This window comes from Micromonospora pisi (genome assembly GCF_003633685.1).
GTDB lineage: Bacteria > Actinomycetota > Actinomycetes > Mycobacteriales > Micromonosporaceae > Micromonospora_G > Micromonospora_G pisi.
On the sequence record NZ_RBKT01000001.1, the window covers coordinates 434,355 to 451,485 of the forward strand.

General features: G+C 71.5%; 16 protein-coding genes. 10 read left to right on the plus strand and 6 right to left on the minus strand.

The genetic code is table 11. From position 1 onward, the window contains the following. Window positions 1-33 precede the first annotated feature (33 nt). Window positions 34-1,965: an ABC transporter ATP-binding protein gene (locus BDK92_RS01830; RefSeq protein ID WP_342775800.1), complete on the minus strand. Its 1,932-nt coding sequence runs from the start codon at window positions 1,963-1,965 to the stop codon at window positions 34-36. Between the two features lie 380 nt (window positions 1,966-2,345). On the opposite strand from BDK92_RS01830, the gene BDK92_RS01835 reads away from it, so the two are divergent. The 3 genes from BDK92_RS01835 to BDK92_RS01845 all read left to right on the plus strand — a co-directional run bounded on the left by BDK92_RS01835 (window position 2,346) and on the right by BDK92_RS01845 (window position 3,935). After that, the gene (locus BDK92_RS01835) at window positions 2,346-3,116 is read left to right on the plus strand and encodes a DUF427 domain-containing protein (RefSeq protein WP_246016726.1); all 771 of its coding nucleotides are present in this window, start codon (window positions 2,346-2,348) and stop codon (window positions 3,114-3,116) included. Window positions 3,117-3,198: 82 nt separating this feature from the next. After that, window positions 3,199-3,579: a hypothetical protein gene (locus BDK92_RS01840; RefSeq protein ID WP_246016728.1), complete on the plus strand. Its 381-nt coding sequence runs from the start codon at window positions 3,199-3,201 to the stop codon at window positions 3,577-3,579. 104 nt (window positions 3,580-3,683) lie between these two features. Then, window positions 3,684-3,935 carry a hypothetical protein gene (locus tag BDK92_RS01845; protein WP_121153997.1) on the plus strand — a complete coding sequence of 84 codons (252 nt, stop codon included), beginning with the start codon at window positions 3,684-3,686 and terminating at the stop codon, window positions 3,933-3,935. A gap of 54 nt (window positions 3,936-3,989) precedes the next feature. On the opposite strand, the gene BDK92_RS01850 is transcribed toward BDK92_RS01845, so the two are convergent. Beyond that, complete coding sequence (locus BDK92_RS01850; RefSeq protein WP_121153999.1) at window positions 3,990-5,453, minus strand: SDR family oxidoreductase; 1,464 nt, start codon at window positions 5,451-5,453, stop codon at window positions 3,990-3,992. A gap of 72 nt (window positions 5,454-5,525) precedes the next feature. Further along, window positions 5,526-6,098: an XRE family transcriptional regulator gene (locus tag BDK92_RS01855; protein WP_121154001.1), complete on the minus strand. Its 573-nt coding sequence runs from the start codon at window positions 6,096-6,098 to the stop codon at window positions 5,526-5,528. 69 nt (window positions 6,099-6,167) lie between these two features. On the opposite strand from BDK92_RS01855, the gene BDK92_RS01860 reads away from it, so the two are divergent. Continuing rightward, complete coding sequence (locus BDK92_RS01860) at window positions 6,168-7,421, plus strand: benzoate/H(+) symporter BenE family transporter (protein ID WP_121154003.1); 1,254 nt, start codon at window positions 6,168-6,170, stop codon at window positions 7,419-7,421. Between the two features lie 14 nt (window positions 7,422-7,435). Here the strand turns inward: BDK92_RS01860 and BDK92_RS01865 are convergent, their stop codons facing one another. Continuing rightward, window positions 7,436-8,353, minus strand: coding sequence for a serine hydrolase (locus BDK92_RS01865; RefSeq protein ID WP_147456878.1), 918 nt, complete (start codon window positions 8,351-8,353; stop codon window positions 7,436-7,438). 435 nt (window positions 8,354-8,788) lie between these two features. Between BDK92_RS01865 and BDK92_RS01870 the strand changes: the two genes are divergently transcribed. Next, window positions 8,789-9,400 (plus strand): phosphoribosylanthranilate isomerase, encoded by a 612-nt coding sequence (locus BDK92_RS01870; protein WP_121154007.1) that lies wholly within the window; start codon window positions 8,789-8,791, stop codon window positions 9,398-9,400. A 28-nt stretch (window positions 9,401-9,428) separates the two neighbouring features. After that, window positions 9,429-10,160: an HD domain-containing protein gene (locus tag BDK92_RS01875; RefSeq protein WP_121154009.1), complete on the plus strand. Its 732-nt coding sequence runs from the start codon at window positions 9,429-9,431 to the stop codon at window positions 10,158-10,160. 57 nt (window positions 10,161-10,217) lie between these two features. Here BDK92_RS01875 and BDK92_RS38715 read toward each other — a convergent pair whose 3' ends face one another. Then, window positions 10,218-10,370 carry a hypothetical protein gene (locus tag BDK92_RS38715; RefSeq protein ID WP_170208451.1) on the minus strand — a complete coding sequence of 51 codons (153 nt, stop codon included), beginning with the start codon at window positions 10,368-10,370 and terminating at the stop codon, window positions 10,218-10,220. A gap of 81 nt (window positions 10,371-10,451) precedes the next feature. Next, complete coding sequence (locus BDK92_RS01880) at window positions 10,452-11,270, minus strand: SAM-dependent methyltransferase (RefSeq protein WP_121154011.1); 819 nt, start codon at window positions 11,268-11,270, stop codon at window positions 10,452-10,454. A gap of 125 nt (window positions 11,271-11,395) precedes the next feature. Between BDK92_RS01880 and BDK92_RS01885 the strand changes: the two genes are divergently transcribed. The 4 genes from BDK92_RS01885 (at window position 11,396) to BDK92_RS01900 (ending at window position 17,129) form a co-directional block, all read left to right on the plus strand. Then, window positions 11,396-14,665, plus strand: coding sequence for an AfsR/SARP family transcriptional regulator (locus BDK92_RS01885; RefSeq protein ID WP_121154013.1), 3,270 nt, complete (start codon window positions 11,396-11,398; stop codon window positions 14,663-14,665). A gap of 67 nt (window positions 14,666-14,732) precedes the next feature. Next, on the plus strand, window positions 14,733-15,734 hold the full coding sequence (locus tag BDK92_RS01890; protein WP_121154015.1) for an ATP-binding cassette domain-containing protein: 1,002 nt from the start codon (window positions 14,733-14,735) through the stop codon (window positions 15,732-15,734). Between the two features lie 116 nt (window positions 15,735-15,850). Further along, window positions 15,851-16,606 (plus strand): ABC transporter permease, encoded by a 756-nt coding sequence (locus BDK92_RS01895; RefSeq protein ID WP_211349547.1) that lies wholly within the window; start codon window positions 15,851-15,853, stop codon window positions 16,604-16,606. A 112-nt stretch (window positions 16,607-16,718) separates the two neighbouring features. Then, the gene (locus BDK92_RS01900; RefSeq protein ID WP_147456879.1) at window positions 16,719-17,129 is read left to right on the plus strand and encodes a hypothetical protein; all 411 of its coding nucleotides are present in this window, start codon (window positions 16,719-16,721) and stop codon (window positions 17,127-17,129) included. Window positions 17,130-17,131: the final 2 nt, after the last annotated feature.

Sequence of the window (17,131 nt, forward strand, 5' to 3'; positions counted from 1 at the left end):
CCGACCATCGGGCCCACCTGGTCCGATGGCGGGTCAGGCCAGGTAGCCGCTCGCCTGGAGGTGGAACAGCTCCTGGTAGAGGCCGTCCTCCTGGACGAGTTGGTCGTGACCGCCCTGCTGGATGATCCGGCCCTGGTGCATGACGTAGATCCGGTCGGCGTGCCGTACGTTGGCCAGCCGGTGGGTGATCAGGACGACCGTACGTTCGGGCCGGCGCCGTAGTTGCTGGAACAGGGCGTGCTCGGCGCGGGCGTCGAGGGCGGCGGAGGGTTCGTCACAGATCAGCAGGCGGGCGTCGCGGTAGAGGCCCCGGGCGGCGACGAGTCGTTGCCACTGCCCACCGGAGAGGTCATGGCCGTTCTTGAACTCACGGTTGAGCAGGGTCTCATAGCCTCTCGGCAGGCCGCTGATCATGTCGTGGGCAGCGGCCGCCGTTGCCGCCTCGGTCACACTGGGGCCGTCGCCGTTGCTCCGGTCGTAACGACCGATGCTGATGTTGCGGCCGGCGGTGAACGGGAACCGCCACCAGTCCTGGCTGATCACCGCGACCTGTCCGCTCAGGCTCGCCGGATCGAGCCGAGTGGTGTCGACTCCATCCCACCGGATCACACCGCCGCTTGGCCGGTACAGCCCGGCGATGAGCTTGGCGAGGGTGCTCTTGCCGGATCCGTTCTCACCCACCAGCGCGATCACCTCACCCCGGCGGATGCGCAGGCTCACCTGGTCCACAGCAGGGGTGTCGGTGTCCGGGTAGGAGAGGCTGACCTGGTCGAACTCGATCTCCTGGTAGCCCGGCGCGGGCTCGCCGCCGCCGGTCGGGGTGTGCCCGTCGGCGCGGTGGAGGAAGGACTGGAAGTCCCGGTAGTAGAGCGCGTCCTCATAGAGCGAATTGGTCGCGTGGACGGCCGTGCTCAGGCTGCCGCGGGCGGCCTGCAGGGCGAGCATCGCGGTCGCGGCGGCGGCCAGCGGCACCATGCCGGTCAGGAGCAGCCAGCCGAGCACGAGGTAGACGGCGAAGGTGGCGAGCCCGGCCACGGACGCTCCGGCGAGCCGGGTCACCGTCTGCGAACGGACCAGGAGCAGTTGTGCGCGGGTCTCCATCCGCATGATCCGTTGGTACTCGCCGAGCAGGAAGGTCCGCATCTGGTACGTGCGTACCTCGGCCGCGGTGTGCCGGTTGGCCATCAGGTGGGCGAGCATCCACATCCGCCGCCGTCGGGTGAGCCGGGCCAGCATGGCGAGATACTCCCGGCGGGCCATCCGGACCGCCGTGACGGCCAGGGGCGCCGCCGCGAGGAGCAGGCAGGGCAGCAGCAGCGGCTGGATGACGGTGACGGCGGCGGCCGTGGCGAGCACCCCGACCAGACCGGTGATCAGGTTGACCGTGTCGTCGACGATGGACGCCGCCTCCTCCATCCCACGGTTCCGGGCGCGGTCCATCTCCTCGGCGAATCCGGCGTCGTCGAAGGCGGCGAGTTCGACGGCGGTGGTCGCCTCGAACAGACGCAGCTCCACCCCGTAGTTGATCTGCGGGATCAACCGTGCCTGCGCCCAGCCGGCGGCGATGGTGAGTCCGCCCCGGGCCAGCACCGCCAGCGCGGCCAGCAGCAACGCGGGAGCGGCGGACCGGACCCGGTCGGGGGTCGGGCCGATGGCGAAGAGTTCGGTCAGCACGGTGCTGGTGGCGAGCAGGCCGAACGTGGTCATCACACCGGCGGCGACGTTCAGGCCGATCGCCGCCACCGTGTCGCGGCGGCTCACGCCCCAGGCAAGGGCGATCGCCTCCCGGACGATGGCGGGCAGTCGCCGTGCCACGGCCCAGAAACTGGTCGCCGCGAAGGCGGTGCCGTGGTGCATCCAATCGAGGTCGGCCAGTTCCGGCAGGGTCGCACTGGGGTCGGTGTCGTCGTCACCGTCCATGGACGCCCCGGTGCGCTGGCGAAACAGTTTGGCGGTCTGGCGCACGGCTCCTCCGTCAACCTGGCCGCTCGACCTCGGGCGGTCGGGGAACTCCTCCGATCACCCGAGCAGGCCATCGCGTTGCGTTAGTTTCCGCTCACACTGTGCCAAACACTGCCGGTCCTGTCGATGCGGGACCCCGAGAGCCGACTACATCTGCAGGAAGCTCTGGACACCGGCGAGCTTGAGCACCTCGGCGCGTACGTCCGGGCAGGCCCATGGACGCGCGACGGGCATCCCGAGGTCGTCGCAAGTGGAGGCCGACCGGGGCGGCCACGGCCTGCCGGGTCCCGGTCCCGCCCAGGGCCGGCGCTGGGGCGAACTGCCGGCAAGGGGTACGCCGTACGGGTATCCTGAGCTCGACAATTCAGCACAAACCTGGACGGGTGACCGTGCCTGACTACCCGCAGATGATCGTTCCGGCCAATCACGTCGAACCCGTACCGCGACGGATCCGGGCGATGCTCGGTGGCGAGGTGGTGCTCGACACCACCCGGGCGCTGTACGTCTGGGAGTGGCCGAACTACCCGCAGTACTACATCCCCCTGGCCGACGTACGCCCCGGGGTGCTGGTGGACGAGAAGCATCCGCAGCGACTGCGCCGGGGCACCGCGAACCGGCACGGGCTGAAGGTCGGCGACGCCACCCGTGGGGAGTCCGCGTGGGTGTACACCGGGGAGGTCCTCGCCTGCCTGGCGGAGACGGTCCGGTTCGAGTGGCAGGCACTCGACGCCTGGTACGAAGAGGACGAGGAGGTGTTCGTCCACCCGCGCAACCCGTACAGCCGGGTCGACGCACTCCGCTCGACCCGCCGGGTGCGGATCGAACTCGACGGCCTCGTGCTGGCCGAGTCGTCCGCGCCGGTGCTGGTCTTCGAGACCGGCCTGCCGACCCGGTACTACCTCAACCGCACCGAGGTCGACTTCGCCCACCTGGTACCCAGCGACACCGTGACCCAGTGCCCCTACAAGGGTCGGACCAGCGGTTACTGGTCGGTGCGGGCCGGTGACAAGCTGCACCCGGACCTGGCCTGGGCGTACGACTTCCCGACCCGGCAACTGAGCCCGATCGCCGGTCTGATCGCGTTCTACAACGAGAAGGTCGACGTGGTCCTCGACGGCGAACGGCTCGCCCGCCCGAAGACCCACTTCTCCTGAGCCGACGGCGCGCACCGTCCCGGTGCAGACTTGCCGGGTGGAGACGCGTGGGCCGTCGGCCGCACCAGGATGGGTGACGGTTGTGATCAGGTGCGCTGTCGCGGTCTTCGCGTACGGCACCGTGGTGCACCTGTTCCAACTCGCGAGCGGCGGCGCCCGCCCCTATCCGGACGTGCCCACGTGGTTGGCCGTCTACTTCGTCTCGCTCACCCTGTTCGACCCGCTGGCCGCCGGGCTGCTGGCCGCCCGCCGGGCCGAGGGGTTGTCGCTGGGCTGCGCGGTGCTGGTCACGGATGCCGTCGCGAACGGGTACGCCAACTACGTCCTCGACCCGGCCGTCGGGGTGACCGTCGGACGGATCGGCCAAGCGGTGATCACCGTGCTGGCGGTCGTACTGGTGGTGCTGACGCCCCGGCTCCGGCCCTGGCTCCGACCTGCGACGCAGCCTGCTTCGTCCAGATAAGCAGCGATATGCCAGTCGTGGTCGACTGAACCGGCACCGGCACGTCCGCGCGCACCGGGCGGAGGGCTGGCGATCACCCACCGGATATTGGCCATAATGGACGGATGGTCAAATGGGAGTACGCGTTGCTGGTCCGGCGTCGGGTGGGCGAGGGCCGAAGGTTGGATCTCACCTACATCTGGTACGGCCCCGACGGTTCCAGAAGGGACGTCTCGGCGTTCGGGGACACCGCGATCGCGCACCTCAACCGGGTCGGCGCGGAGGGCTGGGAGCTTGTCTCGGCAGCCGAGGACGTCAACAACCAGGAGAGCACGTTCGAGGTGCACCGCTACCACCTCAAGCGACCCGTTTCCTGACCAGCGCCACGCGGGCCGGCGGTGGGTCGCCCCACCGCCGCCCCGCTCGACCGGTCACCAGGCCGAAGGGACGTAGTCCTTCAGGAAGCAACCGTGGATGTCCTCGCCCTGTTCGCCCCGGACGATCGGGTCGTACACCCGGGCCGCGCCGTCGACCAGGTCGAGCGGGGCGTGGAAACCCTCTTCGTGCAGCCGCGCCTTGACCGGGTGGGGCCGCTCGTCGGTGATCCAGCCAGTGTCCACGCTGGTCATCAGGATGCCGTCGGCGAGCATGTCGGCGGCGCTGGTCCGGGTCAGCATGTTCAGCGCGGCCTTCGCCATGTTGGTGTGCGGGTGACCGGCACCCTTGTAGCCCCGGCTGAACTGACCCTCCATGGCCGACACGTTCACCACGTACTTGCGCCGCGCGGGTGCCGCCGCCATCGCCGAACGTAGCCGGCTGACCAGCACGAACGGTGCGGTGACATTGCACAACTGCACCTCGAGCAGTTCGACCGGGTCGACCTCGTGCACCCGCCGGGACCAGCTGTTCACCGCGTCCAGGTCCGGGGCGAGGCCGCCGGCGTCGATGGCGGTCGCCGCCGCGACCCGGTCCAGGGAGGCGGATCCGCTGGTCAGGGCGAGCGCGGTGAGCTCCTGTGGGGCGAGTGTCTGCCGCTGCTGCGGCAGCGCGGCAGCCAGCGCCGGCATGCCGGATCCGTGGTGCCCGAAGGTGACCAGCTCCGGCAGCGGCCCGGCCGGCAACGGTGCCGACTCGGCCGCGGCGAGCTGGGCGTACGAGCCGGCCGAGCGGCGCACCGTCTGCGCCGCGTTGTTGATCAGAATGTCCAGTGTCCCCTGCGCGCTGACCGAGTCGGCGAGCGCCACCACCTGAGCCGGATCCCGCAGGTCGATGCCGACGATCCGGAGCCGGTGCAGCCACTCGCCGCTGTCCGGCATGGCGGAGAAACGGCGGATCGCGTCGTTGGGGAACCGGGTGGTGATGGTGGTGTGGGCGCCGTCCCGGAGCAGGCGCAACGCGATGTACATGCCGATCTTGGCACGGCCGCCGGTGAGCAGTGCCCGGCGACCGGTCAGGTCCGTACGCGCGTCGCGGCGGCTGCGGTTGGTCGTCGCGCAGGCGGGGCAGAGCTGGTGGTAGAAGGCGTCGACGTGGACGTACCGCTCCTTGCAGATGTAGCAGGCCCGGGGCTTGCGCAGGGTGCCGGCGAGCGGAGCCTCGGTCGAGGACGTCAGGGGCAGGCCCTTGGTCTCGTCGTCGATCCGGCCGGGCGCTCCGGTGGCGGTGGCGGCGGTCACCGCCTGGTCGGCGGCGGCCACCGCGGCCTGACGCTCCTTGCGGCGGCGTTCCTTCACGCTCTTGAAGATCCGGGCGGTCGCCAGTCGCACCCGCAGCGCGTCCGGATGGTCCACCGGCAGCGCGTCCACCTCGGCGAGTACGCGCAGGCAGGTCTCCAGCTCCGCTGGGTCGATTCCCGCCGCCGACCCGCCGGCCTCACTCTGCTCACTCGCCGTCATTGCGCGCTGCCGCTCCGTACCTCGTGTGTTTTCCGCCGGTGACCCCGGAACTCTACGCGGAACCGGCCGGGGTCAGGACGGTCCGGGTCGGCGCGGGTAACGGATCAGCAGGCTGGCCTGCACCTCGTCCGGCCCGGCGGCGGAGTAGCTGTGCGGTACGTCCGAGCACCAGGAGATGTGCTCCCCCGCCCCGGCGAGCAGCGGCGCCTCCTGCGGACCGGCCCGCAGCACCCCGGAGAAGACGGTGACGTGCTCCGTCACGCCCCGCTGGTGCGCCGGCGAGACCTGCACCGGACCGGGCAGGACACGCAGCCTGAACAGCTCGTACGTGACCGCCTCCTCCTCGAACACGTGCAGCAGTGTGCCGATCACCGCGCGGCCGCGTACGACCGGCGGCGGCGCCGGGTCGGTCGTGCCGGCCGGCTCGGCAAGGACCGCAGCCAGGGGTACGCCGAGTTGCGCGGTGACCGCGTAGAGCGTCTCCAGCGTCGGGTTGCGGGTGCCCGTCTCCAGCCCGGAGAGGGTGGCCTTGCCGATGCCCGCGCGGCGGGCCAACGCGGAAAGGGAGAGCCCCCGCGCCTCGCGCAGGTCCCGCAGCCGTCGTCCCACGCCGGGACCGCCCGACGCGGCCACGGTTTTGTCCATGGCGCTATTCTCCATACCCCCGGAGCCGTTCCGTTTACGGAACGACCGACGCCGCACCTGGGAGGGCCGATGATCCGCCTGCTCCAACCCGTCCTGGCCGGTGTGCTGGCCGCCCTGGTCGGCTTCGCCAGCACCTTCACGGTGGTCCTCGCCGGCCTGCGGGCGGTCGGCGCCGACCAGCGGCAGGCCGCCTCCGGTCTGCTCGCCCTCTGTGTGGCGATGGGCCTGGCCGCGATCTGGCTCGGTGTACGGCACCGCACGCCGATCAGCGTCGCCTGGTCCACGCCGGGTGCCGCCCTGCTGGTCTCCACCGGCGCCGTCGAGGGGGGCTTCGCCGCCGCCGTCGGCGCGTTCCTGCTCTGTGGCGTGCTCATCATCGCCGCTGGCCTGGTGCCCGCACTCGGACGCGCGATCGCGGCGATTCCCGCCCCGGTGGCGAGCGCGATGCTCGCCGGGGTGCTCTTCGACCTCTGCGTCGCCCCGGTGCACGCACTGGTGCAGGTGCCGCTCCTGGCGGCTCCGATCATCGTCACCTGGGCGGTGCTGACCCGGTTCGCCCGACAGTGGGCGGTGCCGGCGGCGCTCGGGGTGGCGGTGGTGGCGATCGTGCTGACCGCACCGGCCGGTGGCCTGGCCGGTGCGAACCTCCGCCCCACCGTCGAGGTCACCGCACCCACCTGGACCCTGGCCGCGACGGTCAGCCTCGCCCTGCCGCTCTTCCTGGTCACGATGGCGTCCCAGAACGTGCCCGGCATGGCGGTGCTGGCCGGTTTCGGCTACCGACCGACGCTGCGATCGGTCCTGGTCGGCACCGGGCTGGCCAGCACCGCCGCCGCGTCGTTCGGCGGGCACGCGGTCAACCTCGCGGCGATCACCGCGGCCCTGGCCGCCGGGCCGGACGCGCACCCCGACCCTCGGCGACGCTGGATCGCCTCGGTCAGCGGCGGCGCCAGCTATCTCGTCCTCGGGCTGGGATCCGGACTGGCCACGGCGCTGGTGCTGCTCTCACCCCCGGTGCTGGTCGAGGCGGTGGCCGGGCTCGCCCTGCTGGGAGCGCTCGGCGCCGCGGTCGCCGGGGCGGTCGTCGACCCGATCGGGCGCCCCGCCGCCGTGGTCACCTTCGTGGTGACCGCGTCCGGAATCACCGTGCTCGGTCTCGGGGCCGCGTTCTGGGGTCTGCTCGCCGGTGGTCTCTTCCTCCTGCTGCACCGTCAGCGAAGTGACCCGGCGGGGCCGGCACCGGAGGTCCGTGTGCCGGACCAGGGTGACCGTGGACCGGCCCCGGTCGCATCCGGGCCGGCGGCGCCGGCCCGGAACGAGTGAGCTACCCGGGCCGGTCAGGGAAGGGCGACGGGGGGCAGCGTACGAAGTTCACCCAGGGTGTACTTGGCCACCTGCTCGACCAGCTTGATCCCGTCCGTCTGCTTCACGTGGTCGTCGGAGAGGACGGCGATGAGCCAGTCGTGTCCCGGCTCGACCAGGCGGCCGATGCTGTTGACCTGCCAACGCAACTTGTTCGCGTCGTCCTGGACCCAGCCGTTCTTGACGAAGACGTCGGTGGTCGCGGCGGTCGCCGCCGCCGGGATCCCCCACCGCTGTTCGGAGTCGACCTGACTCATCAGATCGAGGATCAGCTCGCGGTTGGACGCCTCGAGTGGGCCGTCCTCGGCGGTGATCGTCTCCAGCAGCCGGATCTGGTCCGCGGCTGTGGTGCTGGTCATGCCCCAGTGCACGTCCGGCTTCGTCTCGGTCAGGCCGAGCTTCTTGTTCGCGGCGGTGAGCCCGGAGACGCCGCCGATCTTGTTGAACAGGGCGGTCGCGGAGTCGTTGTCGCTGATCACGATCATCTTCCGGGCCCGCTCCCGGTCGCTGGCGGTGAGCTGCTTGCCCTGGTCCTGCAGGCGCAGCAGCAGCGACGAGAGAATGTCGACCTTGACGATGCTGGCGGTCTGGAACCGCCGGGTGCCGACCGTGAGATCGGTGGTGGTCAGCAGGTCGCGTACCCCGATGGCGATCCGGCCGCCGGTCTGGGTGACGTACGCCTCGATCCGGGTCTTCGCCTCGGCGAAGTAGTCCGGGGTGGGACTCGGGGTCGGGCTGGGGGTGTCCTTCGCCGCCGCGAAACCGTCGACGGCGTCGGGCTGACGCAGCACCACCCCCGCGCCGAGCGCGGCCAGACCTGCCGCCGCCACCACACCGGAGGCGAGCGCCTGCCGCCGGGACAGACCACCGCCTTGCCGCGAACGCTTACCCACGGTGGGCAACCTCCCCGTTGCTGACCGCGGCGTCGCCGGGCCTTACGGTCATGACCGGTCCGGTCGAACGTACGCCGAGGCGGGCAACCTCGGCGCGCGGCCGGATTCCTGCAGCGTTCATCGATCTCCCCAATCGCGCGCTACCGACCGTACAGTCATCACGAGCCGGAGACGCAACCGGAGCGCCGGAAACCCGCACCGGGGCGGCCGGATATCGCGCGTGTCACATCTCGCACACGACTGCACGTACAGTTGAGCATCTTTCGGATAAAGCAGAAGATGTAACAGTCTTGCATCACTCAACAGGCGTACGTCTCAGGGCGTGGGATACCGGACATGCGGGGCGAGAGACCACCCGGGGCGCGCCCGGTACGCCGGGGTCGGGAGAATGGCGCCGCAGCGCGAGCAGTCCGGAGCCGGAGGGACGGGACCAGCATGTTCGTCAAGGTCTGCGGGCTACGGACCGCCCCGGACGTCGCGGCCTCGGTGGACGCGGGCGCCGACGCGATCGGATTCGTGCTCACCCCGAGCCCCCGCCAGGTGACACCGGCCGAGGCCCGCGAACTGGCCGAGGCGGTGCCGACCGACGTGCTGACCGTCGGGGTGTTCCGGGGCGAACCGGTCGACGTGGTGCGGGCCGCCGTGGCGGCCTCGGGCGTACGCGCGATCCAACTGCACGGCGACGAGCCGGCCACCCACTACACCGCGCTACGGGAGCTGGGCCTGCCGCTGATCCGGGGCACCTCCCCCGGCGGTGCGGCCGGACTGCGCCCCGGCGCCCTCGGTGAGGACCTGCTGATCGTCGACTCACCGCAGCCCGGCTCCGGTGCCGCCTGGGACTGGGACACGCTGGACCGGGCCGCGCTCGCCGGGCGGTGGCTGCTCGCCGGTGGTCTGCGTCCGGACAACGTCGGCGCCGCGATCGATGCCCTGCGACCCTGGGGCGTCGACGTCTCCAGCGGTGTGGAGGTGCGGCGCGGAGTGAAGGACCCGGCACTGATCCGGGTGTTTCTTGAGGCCGTACGGACGCGGGTCGGGCAGAACTGATCTCGCGGTCGTCCGATATAAGTAGCGGATGGAGCTTCCCGCGTACCTCGCCACCATGCCGATGCACGCGATCACCGAGATCCACGGGGAGGCCGGGCTACGGGAACGGTTCCGACTGGAGATCCAGCGGTTCGCCACCGCCGACCGGGACCGGCTCACCGCCGCCCTCGACCTCGCCAGCGAACTGCACCGGGCCGACCGGCGGGTCCGCGAGCCGTACCTGAACCACCTGCTGCGGGTCAGCATCCGGATGCTGCACCACTACGACGTACAGGACGTCGACGTGATCGTGGCCGGCCTGCTGCACGACGCGGTCGAGGACCATCCGGCGGAGCTGGCCGGCCCGCTGACCGAGGGCGGCGACCGGACCGAGGCGGCCCTCGCCGAACTCGCCCGGCGGTTCGGCGCCCGGGTCGCCCGGCTGGTCGCGGCGGTCACCAACCCGGACTACACCGCCGACCGGGACCGGCACGTCCAGTACCGCGAGCACGTCGCGGCGAGCCTCGACGGTGAGCCGTGGGCGCGGGTGATCAAGATGTCGGACTTCACCGACAACGGGGTCGGTGTCATCCACACCACCGGTCCGAAGGTCGCCTCGTCGGCCCGCAAGTACCGGCCCCTGGTGCCGGTCTTCCGCGAACTGATCGGCCGACCGGACACTCCCCTGTCGCCCCGGGTGAAGCAGCACATCTTCCAGCAGCTCGACCTGGCCGAGGAGCGTTTCAGCGCCATCCTCGACCAACCCGCGTCGCACGCCTGAACCGGGCGGGTGGCCGCCGGCCGTACGGGCCGACGGCCACCCTGACGCCGCGACGCGCTACGACTTGGGTACGTAGAGCGTCTGGGTCCGGTAGTTGTTCCGGGTGCCGGCGGGTTGGTAGTTGTTCTCCACGTTGCCGGCGATGTCGACCGCGAACCACTTCACGGTGGTCCTGGCGTCGATCGTGATCTCCTGGGCGCCCTCCCGCATTCCGGCGGAGGTGAGGTGGCATCTGCCCAAGATCGAGAAGGCGGGCGTCCGGGCACTCCGGACGCCCGACGCCCGGAACGCCTATGGTTTGCGACCCACCGCCCCGAACTCGTCCACCGCACGCCTCGGCCTCGGGTCAGCCGGATCGGGCCGCCACAGCGGGCACGACACCACACCCGGCTCCACCAGCTCCAGCCCGTCGAAATAGCCACCGATCTCGTCCGGCGTACGGAGGTGGTAGGACTGGGAACCGCTCGCGTTCCACACCCCGATCGCCGCCTCGAACGCGTCACCGTCGACCACGTTCGTGCCGTCGGCGACCACGAGATGACTGCCCGAGGGCAACCCACCCATCAACCGGGCCACGATCGACCGGGCCTCGTCGACGTCCGGGACATGCCCGAGGATGTTCATCAGCATCAGGCCCACCGGCTGATCCAGATCCAACGTCGCCCGCCGCGCCGATTCCAGGATCCGGTCGGTGTCGCGCAGGTCCGCGTCGACGTACTCGGTCACCCCCTGCGGGGTGCCGGCCAGCAACGCGCGGGCGTGCGACAACACCATCGGATCGTTGTCGACGTAGACGATCCGACACTCCGGGGCCACCCGCTGGGCGACCTCGTGCGTGTTCTCCACCGTCGGCAGACCGGTGCCGATGTCCAGGAACTGACGGATGCCCACCTCGCGGGCCAGGTAGGTCACCGCACGGGAGAGGAACTCCCGCGACCCACGCGCGATCGGCACGATGTCCGGGAACAACTCCTGGAACTGGTCGCCGATCTGCCGGTCCACCTGGAAGTTGTCCTTACCACCCAACCAGTAGTTCCAGATCCGGGCCGAGTGGGAGACCGACGGGTCGATCCTGGACGCCGGGACGGAGGGCCGAGGGGACTCGGTCACGAGGCCGCACTCCTTAGACAGGAAGCCGGAAAGAATCAGTGAAAAATAGACGTCGAGGCGGTTTGCCGGCAAGCCGGCTCACACACCCGGCCTGACCTGCGTGCCGGTGCGCGACAATGGGCGCCATGCGGTTCGGCATCCTGGGTCCGACCCGGGTCCTCCTCCCCGACGGGCGACACCTCCCCGTCGGCGGCGCACGGCTGCGCGCCCTCCTGGCGCTGCTCCTGGTCGACGCCGGGCGGGTCGTGCCCGTACCGCGACTCATCGACGGTCTCTACGGAGACGAACCGCCCCGAGGCGCCGCGAACGCGTTGCAGTCACAGGTGTCCCGGCTGCGTCAGGCGCTGCCCGGCGACGACGGAACCCCGCCACTTGTCGAGTTCCACCAGACCGGCTACCGACTCGCCGTGGACCCCGACCAGGTCGACGCGCACCGGTTCACCCGGCTCGCCGCCGCCGGACACCGGGCGCTCGCCGCCGGCCACCGGCAGGACGCGGCGGCGCTGCTCCACGAGGCCCTCGACCTGTGGCAGGGACAGCCACTGGTCGACCTCGCCGACACACCCACCGGCCGCGCCCTCGCCGCCCGGCTCGAAGAGGCACGCCTCGCCGCCCTCGAAGACCGGATCGAAGCGGAACTCGGCCTGCCGACAGCCGCGCCGCCCGTCGGCGAACTGCGCGAGCTGGTCGCCACCCATCCGCTGCGGGAACGGTTACGCGGCCAACTCATCCGGGCGCTGCACACCGCCGGCCGGACCGCCGAGGCACTCGCCGCCTACGAGGACACCCGCCGCACCCTCGCCGACGAACTCGGCACCGACCCGTCCGCCGAACTCGCCGCGCTGCACCTGGCGATACTCCGAGCCGGCGAGCTCCCCCATCCGCACCCGACGGACGAACCGGTCCCGGCCCGGACAGCCCACGACACCACCGCACCGGCCGGACCGCCCCGGAACAGGCCACCGGGCCAGTTGACCAGCTTCGTCGGCCGGGAGGAGGAGCTTCGCCGGGTCGGCAAGCTGCTCGGCGAGGCGCGGCTCGTCACGCTCCACGGTCCCGGTGGCGCGGGCAAGACCCGGCTCGCGATCGAGGCGAGCAGCCGGCAGGAACTGGACGTCTGCTTCGTCGAACTGGCCCCGGTGCTCCCAGGGGCGAACGTCGCCCAAGCCGTCCTCAGCGCGCTCGGCGTACGCGAAGCCGGGTTGCGGACCCCGGCCGACCACCACCAGGACGCCGCCGACCGGCTCGTCGCCGCCCTGACCGACCGGCGGCTGCTACTCGTGCTGGACAACTGTGAACACGTGGTCACCGAATCGGCCACCCTCGCCGGCCGGCTGCTCGGCACCAGCCCCGGGCTGCGGATCCTCACCACCAGCCGGGAACCGCTCCGGCTGACCGGAGAAGTGCTCTGCCCGATCTCCGGACTGGCCCTGCCACCGCAGCGAAGCGGTCCCGACGCGGCCGGTGACTACCCGGCCGTACGTCTCTTCCTCGACCGGGCCACCGACGTGTCACCGGACTTCCGCCTCGACGCCGGCAACGTCGACGCGGTGCTGCGGATCTGCCGCACCCTCGACGGCCTGCCACTCGCGATCGAACTGGCCGCCGCCCGGCTCCGGGCCCTACCGGTCGCGGAGATCGACGCCCGGCTCGACGACCGGTTCCGGCTGCTCTCCCGGGGCAGCCGGACCGCCCTGCCCCGCCACCAGACGCTCCGGGCCGCCGTGGAATGGAGCTGGGACCTGCTCGACCCCGCCGAGCGGCTGCTCGCCCAGCGGCTGACCGTCTTCACCGGCGGAGCCACCCTCGCCTCGGCCGAGGGCGTCTGCGGACTGCCCGGGCACGACCTGGTCGAGGTGCTCACCAGTCTGGTGGAGAAATCACTGGTCGAGGTCGGCGACGGGCGCTACCGGATGCTCGACACCATACGCGCGTACGGCGCCCAGCGGCTGGTCGAGGCGGGCGAGGAGAAGTCACTGCGCCAGGCACACGCGGAATACTTCCTCGACCTGGCCCGGACCGCGGACCCGTACCTGCGCCGGACCGAACAGGTGGAGTGGCTGCGGCAGCTCGACGCCGAACGGGACAACCTGCACACCGCGCTCCGGCGGAGCATCCATGCCACCGACCCGACCACCGCGCTGCGGTTGGTCTCCGCCCTCTCCTTCTACTGGTGGCTGCGAGGCCTACGCGGCGAAGGCGCCGCACTCGCCGGCGAACTACTCGGCCGGCTCGGCCCGCAGCCACCCCCGGACCTGGCCGAGGAGTACGTCCTCTGCCGACTCAACGCCGCGCTCGACGGCTCCCGTGACGCGGGGCCGAGGGTCGGCCCGGGATCAGCGCAATGGTTGCTGCGCGACCTGGGGCGGCCACCCCGACAGCCGTTCCTGCTCTTCCTCTCCGCCATGGCCTCCGGCCCGCCGGAGGACGGCACCACCGAGATCGTGCTCGCCATGAACGAAGCGGACGCCGGCATGCTCGGCGGCGACGGGTGGGCCCGGGCGCTGGCCTCGATCGGACTCGGCGTCACCCTGCTGTTCGAGGGCGAACCCACGGCCGCCGAAGTCGAGCTGACCCGCGCGCTGCACGGATTCCGCGAACTCGGTGACCGGTGGGGGACCGTACTGGCGCTGGCCTCCATGGTCGAACTGGCCGACGGCCGGGGTGATCATTCGACCGCGCTGGCGTCGATGGCCGAGGCCCTGCGACTGGCCGAGGAACTCGACTCGACCGTGGACCTGTCCGACCTGCTACGCATTCGCGGTGACGTACGGGTGCACGCGGGCGACCTGACCGGCGCGTACGCCGACTACGGCCGGGCCGCCGAGTTGGCCCGGCAGGCGGGCGCACCGGAGATGCGGGCCGCCGCCCGGCTCGGCCTGGCCGAGGTGGCCCGGCTCCGGGGCGACCTGATCCAGGCCCGCGAGCTCTGCGACGCCGCGTTGGCGGAGTGCCCCCAGGGGTGGTTCGGCGCCGCCGGCACCCGCCTGGACGTACTGGTCGCACTGGGCCGGATCGCCGAGGCGTCCGACGACGTCCCGGCCGCCCGCGACTGGTACCGCGCGGCACTGACCAGCACCCTCGGGATGCCCAGCCTGCCCCCGCTGGGCCACGCGGTCGAGGGACTGGTCCGACTCGAACTGGCCCGGGGAAACCGGGAGCCGGCGGCGCTGCTGCTCGGCGCGGTGACGGCGGCGCTGCGTGGCGCCACCGTCGCCAACTCCGCCCAGCTGGTCCGGCTGGCCGAGAGCACCCGGTCCACGCTCGGCCCCGCCACCTACGACCCGCCCTTCGCCCAAGGCGCCGCCCTCACCACCCCGCAGGCCCTCAACCTCATCGCCGGTAAGGAAGGGCCCCCTGTTATCGCTTTCGGTATAGGAAGGGCCCCTTCCTAACACTCGTGCGGGGTGGCCGTCAGCCGATCGTGCGTGGTCGGTCAGCGACGGGTCGCACGCTCGGCCCATGACAACGACACCACCCGCGGTGTACGCCGACGGGCTCCGCAAGCGGTACGGCCCGAAGTGGGCCCTCGACGGCTTCGACCTGACCGTGCCGGCCGGTGCCGTACACGGGCTGCTGGGGCCGAACGGCGCCGGCAAGACCACGGCGGTCCGCATTCTCTCCACTCTGCTCCGCTTCGACGGCGGGCAGGCCCGGGTGGCCGGCTTCGACGTGGCCCGACAGGCCGAACAGGTCCGGCAGCGGATCGGACTGACCGGGCAGTACGCCGCCGTCGACGAGGTCCTCAGCGGGCGGCAGAACCTGACCCTCTTCGGCCGACTACACCACCTCGGTCCACGCGCCGCCCGGCGGCGAGCCGACCAGTTGCTGGAGCAGTTCGGCCTGACCGACGCGGCCGGCAAGTCGCTGGCCGCGTACTCCGGTGGCATGCGCCGCCGGCTCGACCTCGCCGCCAGCCTGGTCGTCACGCCACAGGTGCTCTTCCTCGACGAACCGACCACAGGGCTCGACCCGCGCAGCCGCAACCAGCTGTGGGAGGCCGTACGGACGCTCGTCCGGGAGGGGACCACCGTGCTGCTGACGACGCAGTACCTGGAGGAGGCGGACCAGTTGGCCGACCGGATCTCGGTGATCAACGCCGGGCGGGTCGTCGCCGAGGGGACCTCCGACGACCTGAAGTCGAAGATCGGTGGCGACCGCCTCGAGCTGGTGGTGCGCGACGCCGCCGAGCTCGAACCCGCCGCCGGCATCGTCGGGCGGGTCTGTAGGGCGGTCGTGGAGCGGGAGGTGGAGACCCGTCGGCTCAGCGCTCCGGTCACCGATCGGGTCGCCGCCCTCGCCGAGGTGATCCGATCCCTGGCGGACGCGGGGATCACGGTCGAGGACATCGGGCTGCGCCGGCCCACGCTCGACGAGGCGTTTCTCCACCTCACCGGCGGCCCGGTGACCGGGGTGGGCGCCACGAACGGTGCCACCGGTTCGTACCAGCGGGAACGGAGCTAGCCAGGATGATCACGACCACACTCCAACCGCGCCGAGCTGACCGTACCCTCGCTGCCCCGCCGGCGGCCTCGACCCCGCTGGGCCGGCTCCGCTGGGCGGTTGCGGACGGCTTGACGATGACCCGGCGGTACCTGACCCACGTGGTCCGGGCCCCCGAGGAGATCGTCCTCTACTTCACCCTCCCGATCATGTTCGTGCTGGTCTTCGGGTACGTCTTCGGCAGCGGCATGGCGGTTCCCGGTGGCGGCAACTACCGGGAGTTCCTGCTGCCCGGGGTATTCGTGATGACCATGCTGTACGGGCTCGGCGCGACCGCCACCGCCGTCGCCACCGACCTCAGCCGGGGCGTGGTGGACCGGTTCCGTTCGCTGCCGGTGAGCCGGTCCGCGTTGCTGACCGGACGTAGTGCCGCCGACCTGGTCCGGGCCCTGCTGGAGATGTCCACCCTGGTGGTCTGCGGACTGCTGGTCGGCTGGCAGTGGCGCAACGGCGTGGTGGACGCGCTGCTCGCGGTGGCGCTCATCCTGCTGCTGCGTACGGCACTGACCTGGGTCGGCATCTGGCTCGGGCTGATGGTGCCGAATCCGGACCAGGTCTCCATGATCGTCTTTCCGCTGGCCTTCCCGCTCACCGCGCTCTCCAACGTCTTCGTGGCACCGGAGCTGATGCCGGGATGGCTCGGCGCGATCTCGGTCTGGAACCCGCTGTCGGCCACCGTCGCCGCCGCCCGTGACTTGTTCGGCAATCCCGGCATGGGTGGCGACTCGCTGGTCGCCCAGCATCCGGTGCTGCTGGCGATCGTCTGGCCGGTGCTGCTGATCACGGTCTTCGCGCCGCTGGCGGTCCGCCGCTACCGCCGGCTGAGCCGCTGACCATCGGTCAGCCACGCGACCGCCGACCGCCGACGGACGTTCCGGGTGAGACCGGATCGGTTCGTCGGCGGTCGGCGGTCGAATGTCGGCGCCGTGTCGTACGGTGGCCGCCGTGTGGGAGGTCGAGGTACGCAGCAAGGTGCCGGGCGCGGCCCAGGACACGGCGCCGAGCGTGCTGGTCGAGCTGGAGCGGGACCGTACGACGGTGCGGGAACTGATCCGGCGGGCGGTCGAGGAGCAACTTCGGGAGTTACGAGCGGACGCCACGCGTTGCCGCCGGACGCTCGACCGCCAGTACCTCACCCGTGACGAGATCGAACGGCAGGCCGCGTCCGGGGTGGTCCGGTCGTCGGCGGTGCCGGACGCCGAGCGGGAGGTGACCCGGGCGCAGCGCGCGTACGAACGGCACGCGTTTGCGGTCTTCGCGGGTGGACGCCAGGCCGGTGGCCTGGACGAGGAGATCGTGCTGCGGCTCGGCGAACCGGTGCTGTTCCTGCGCCTGACCCCGCTGGTAGGAGGCTGACC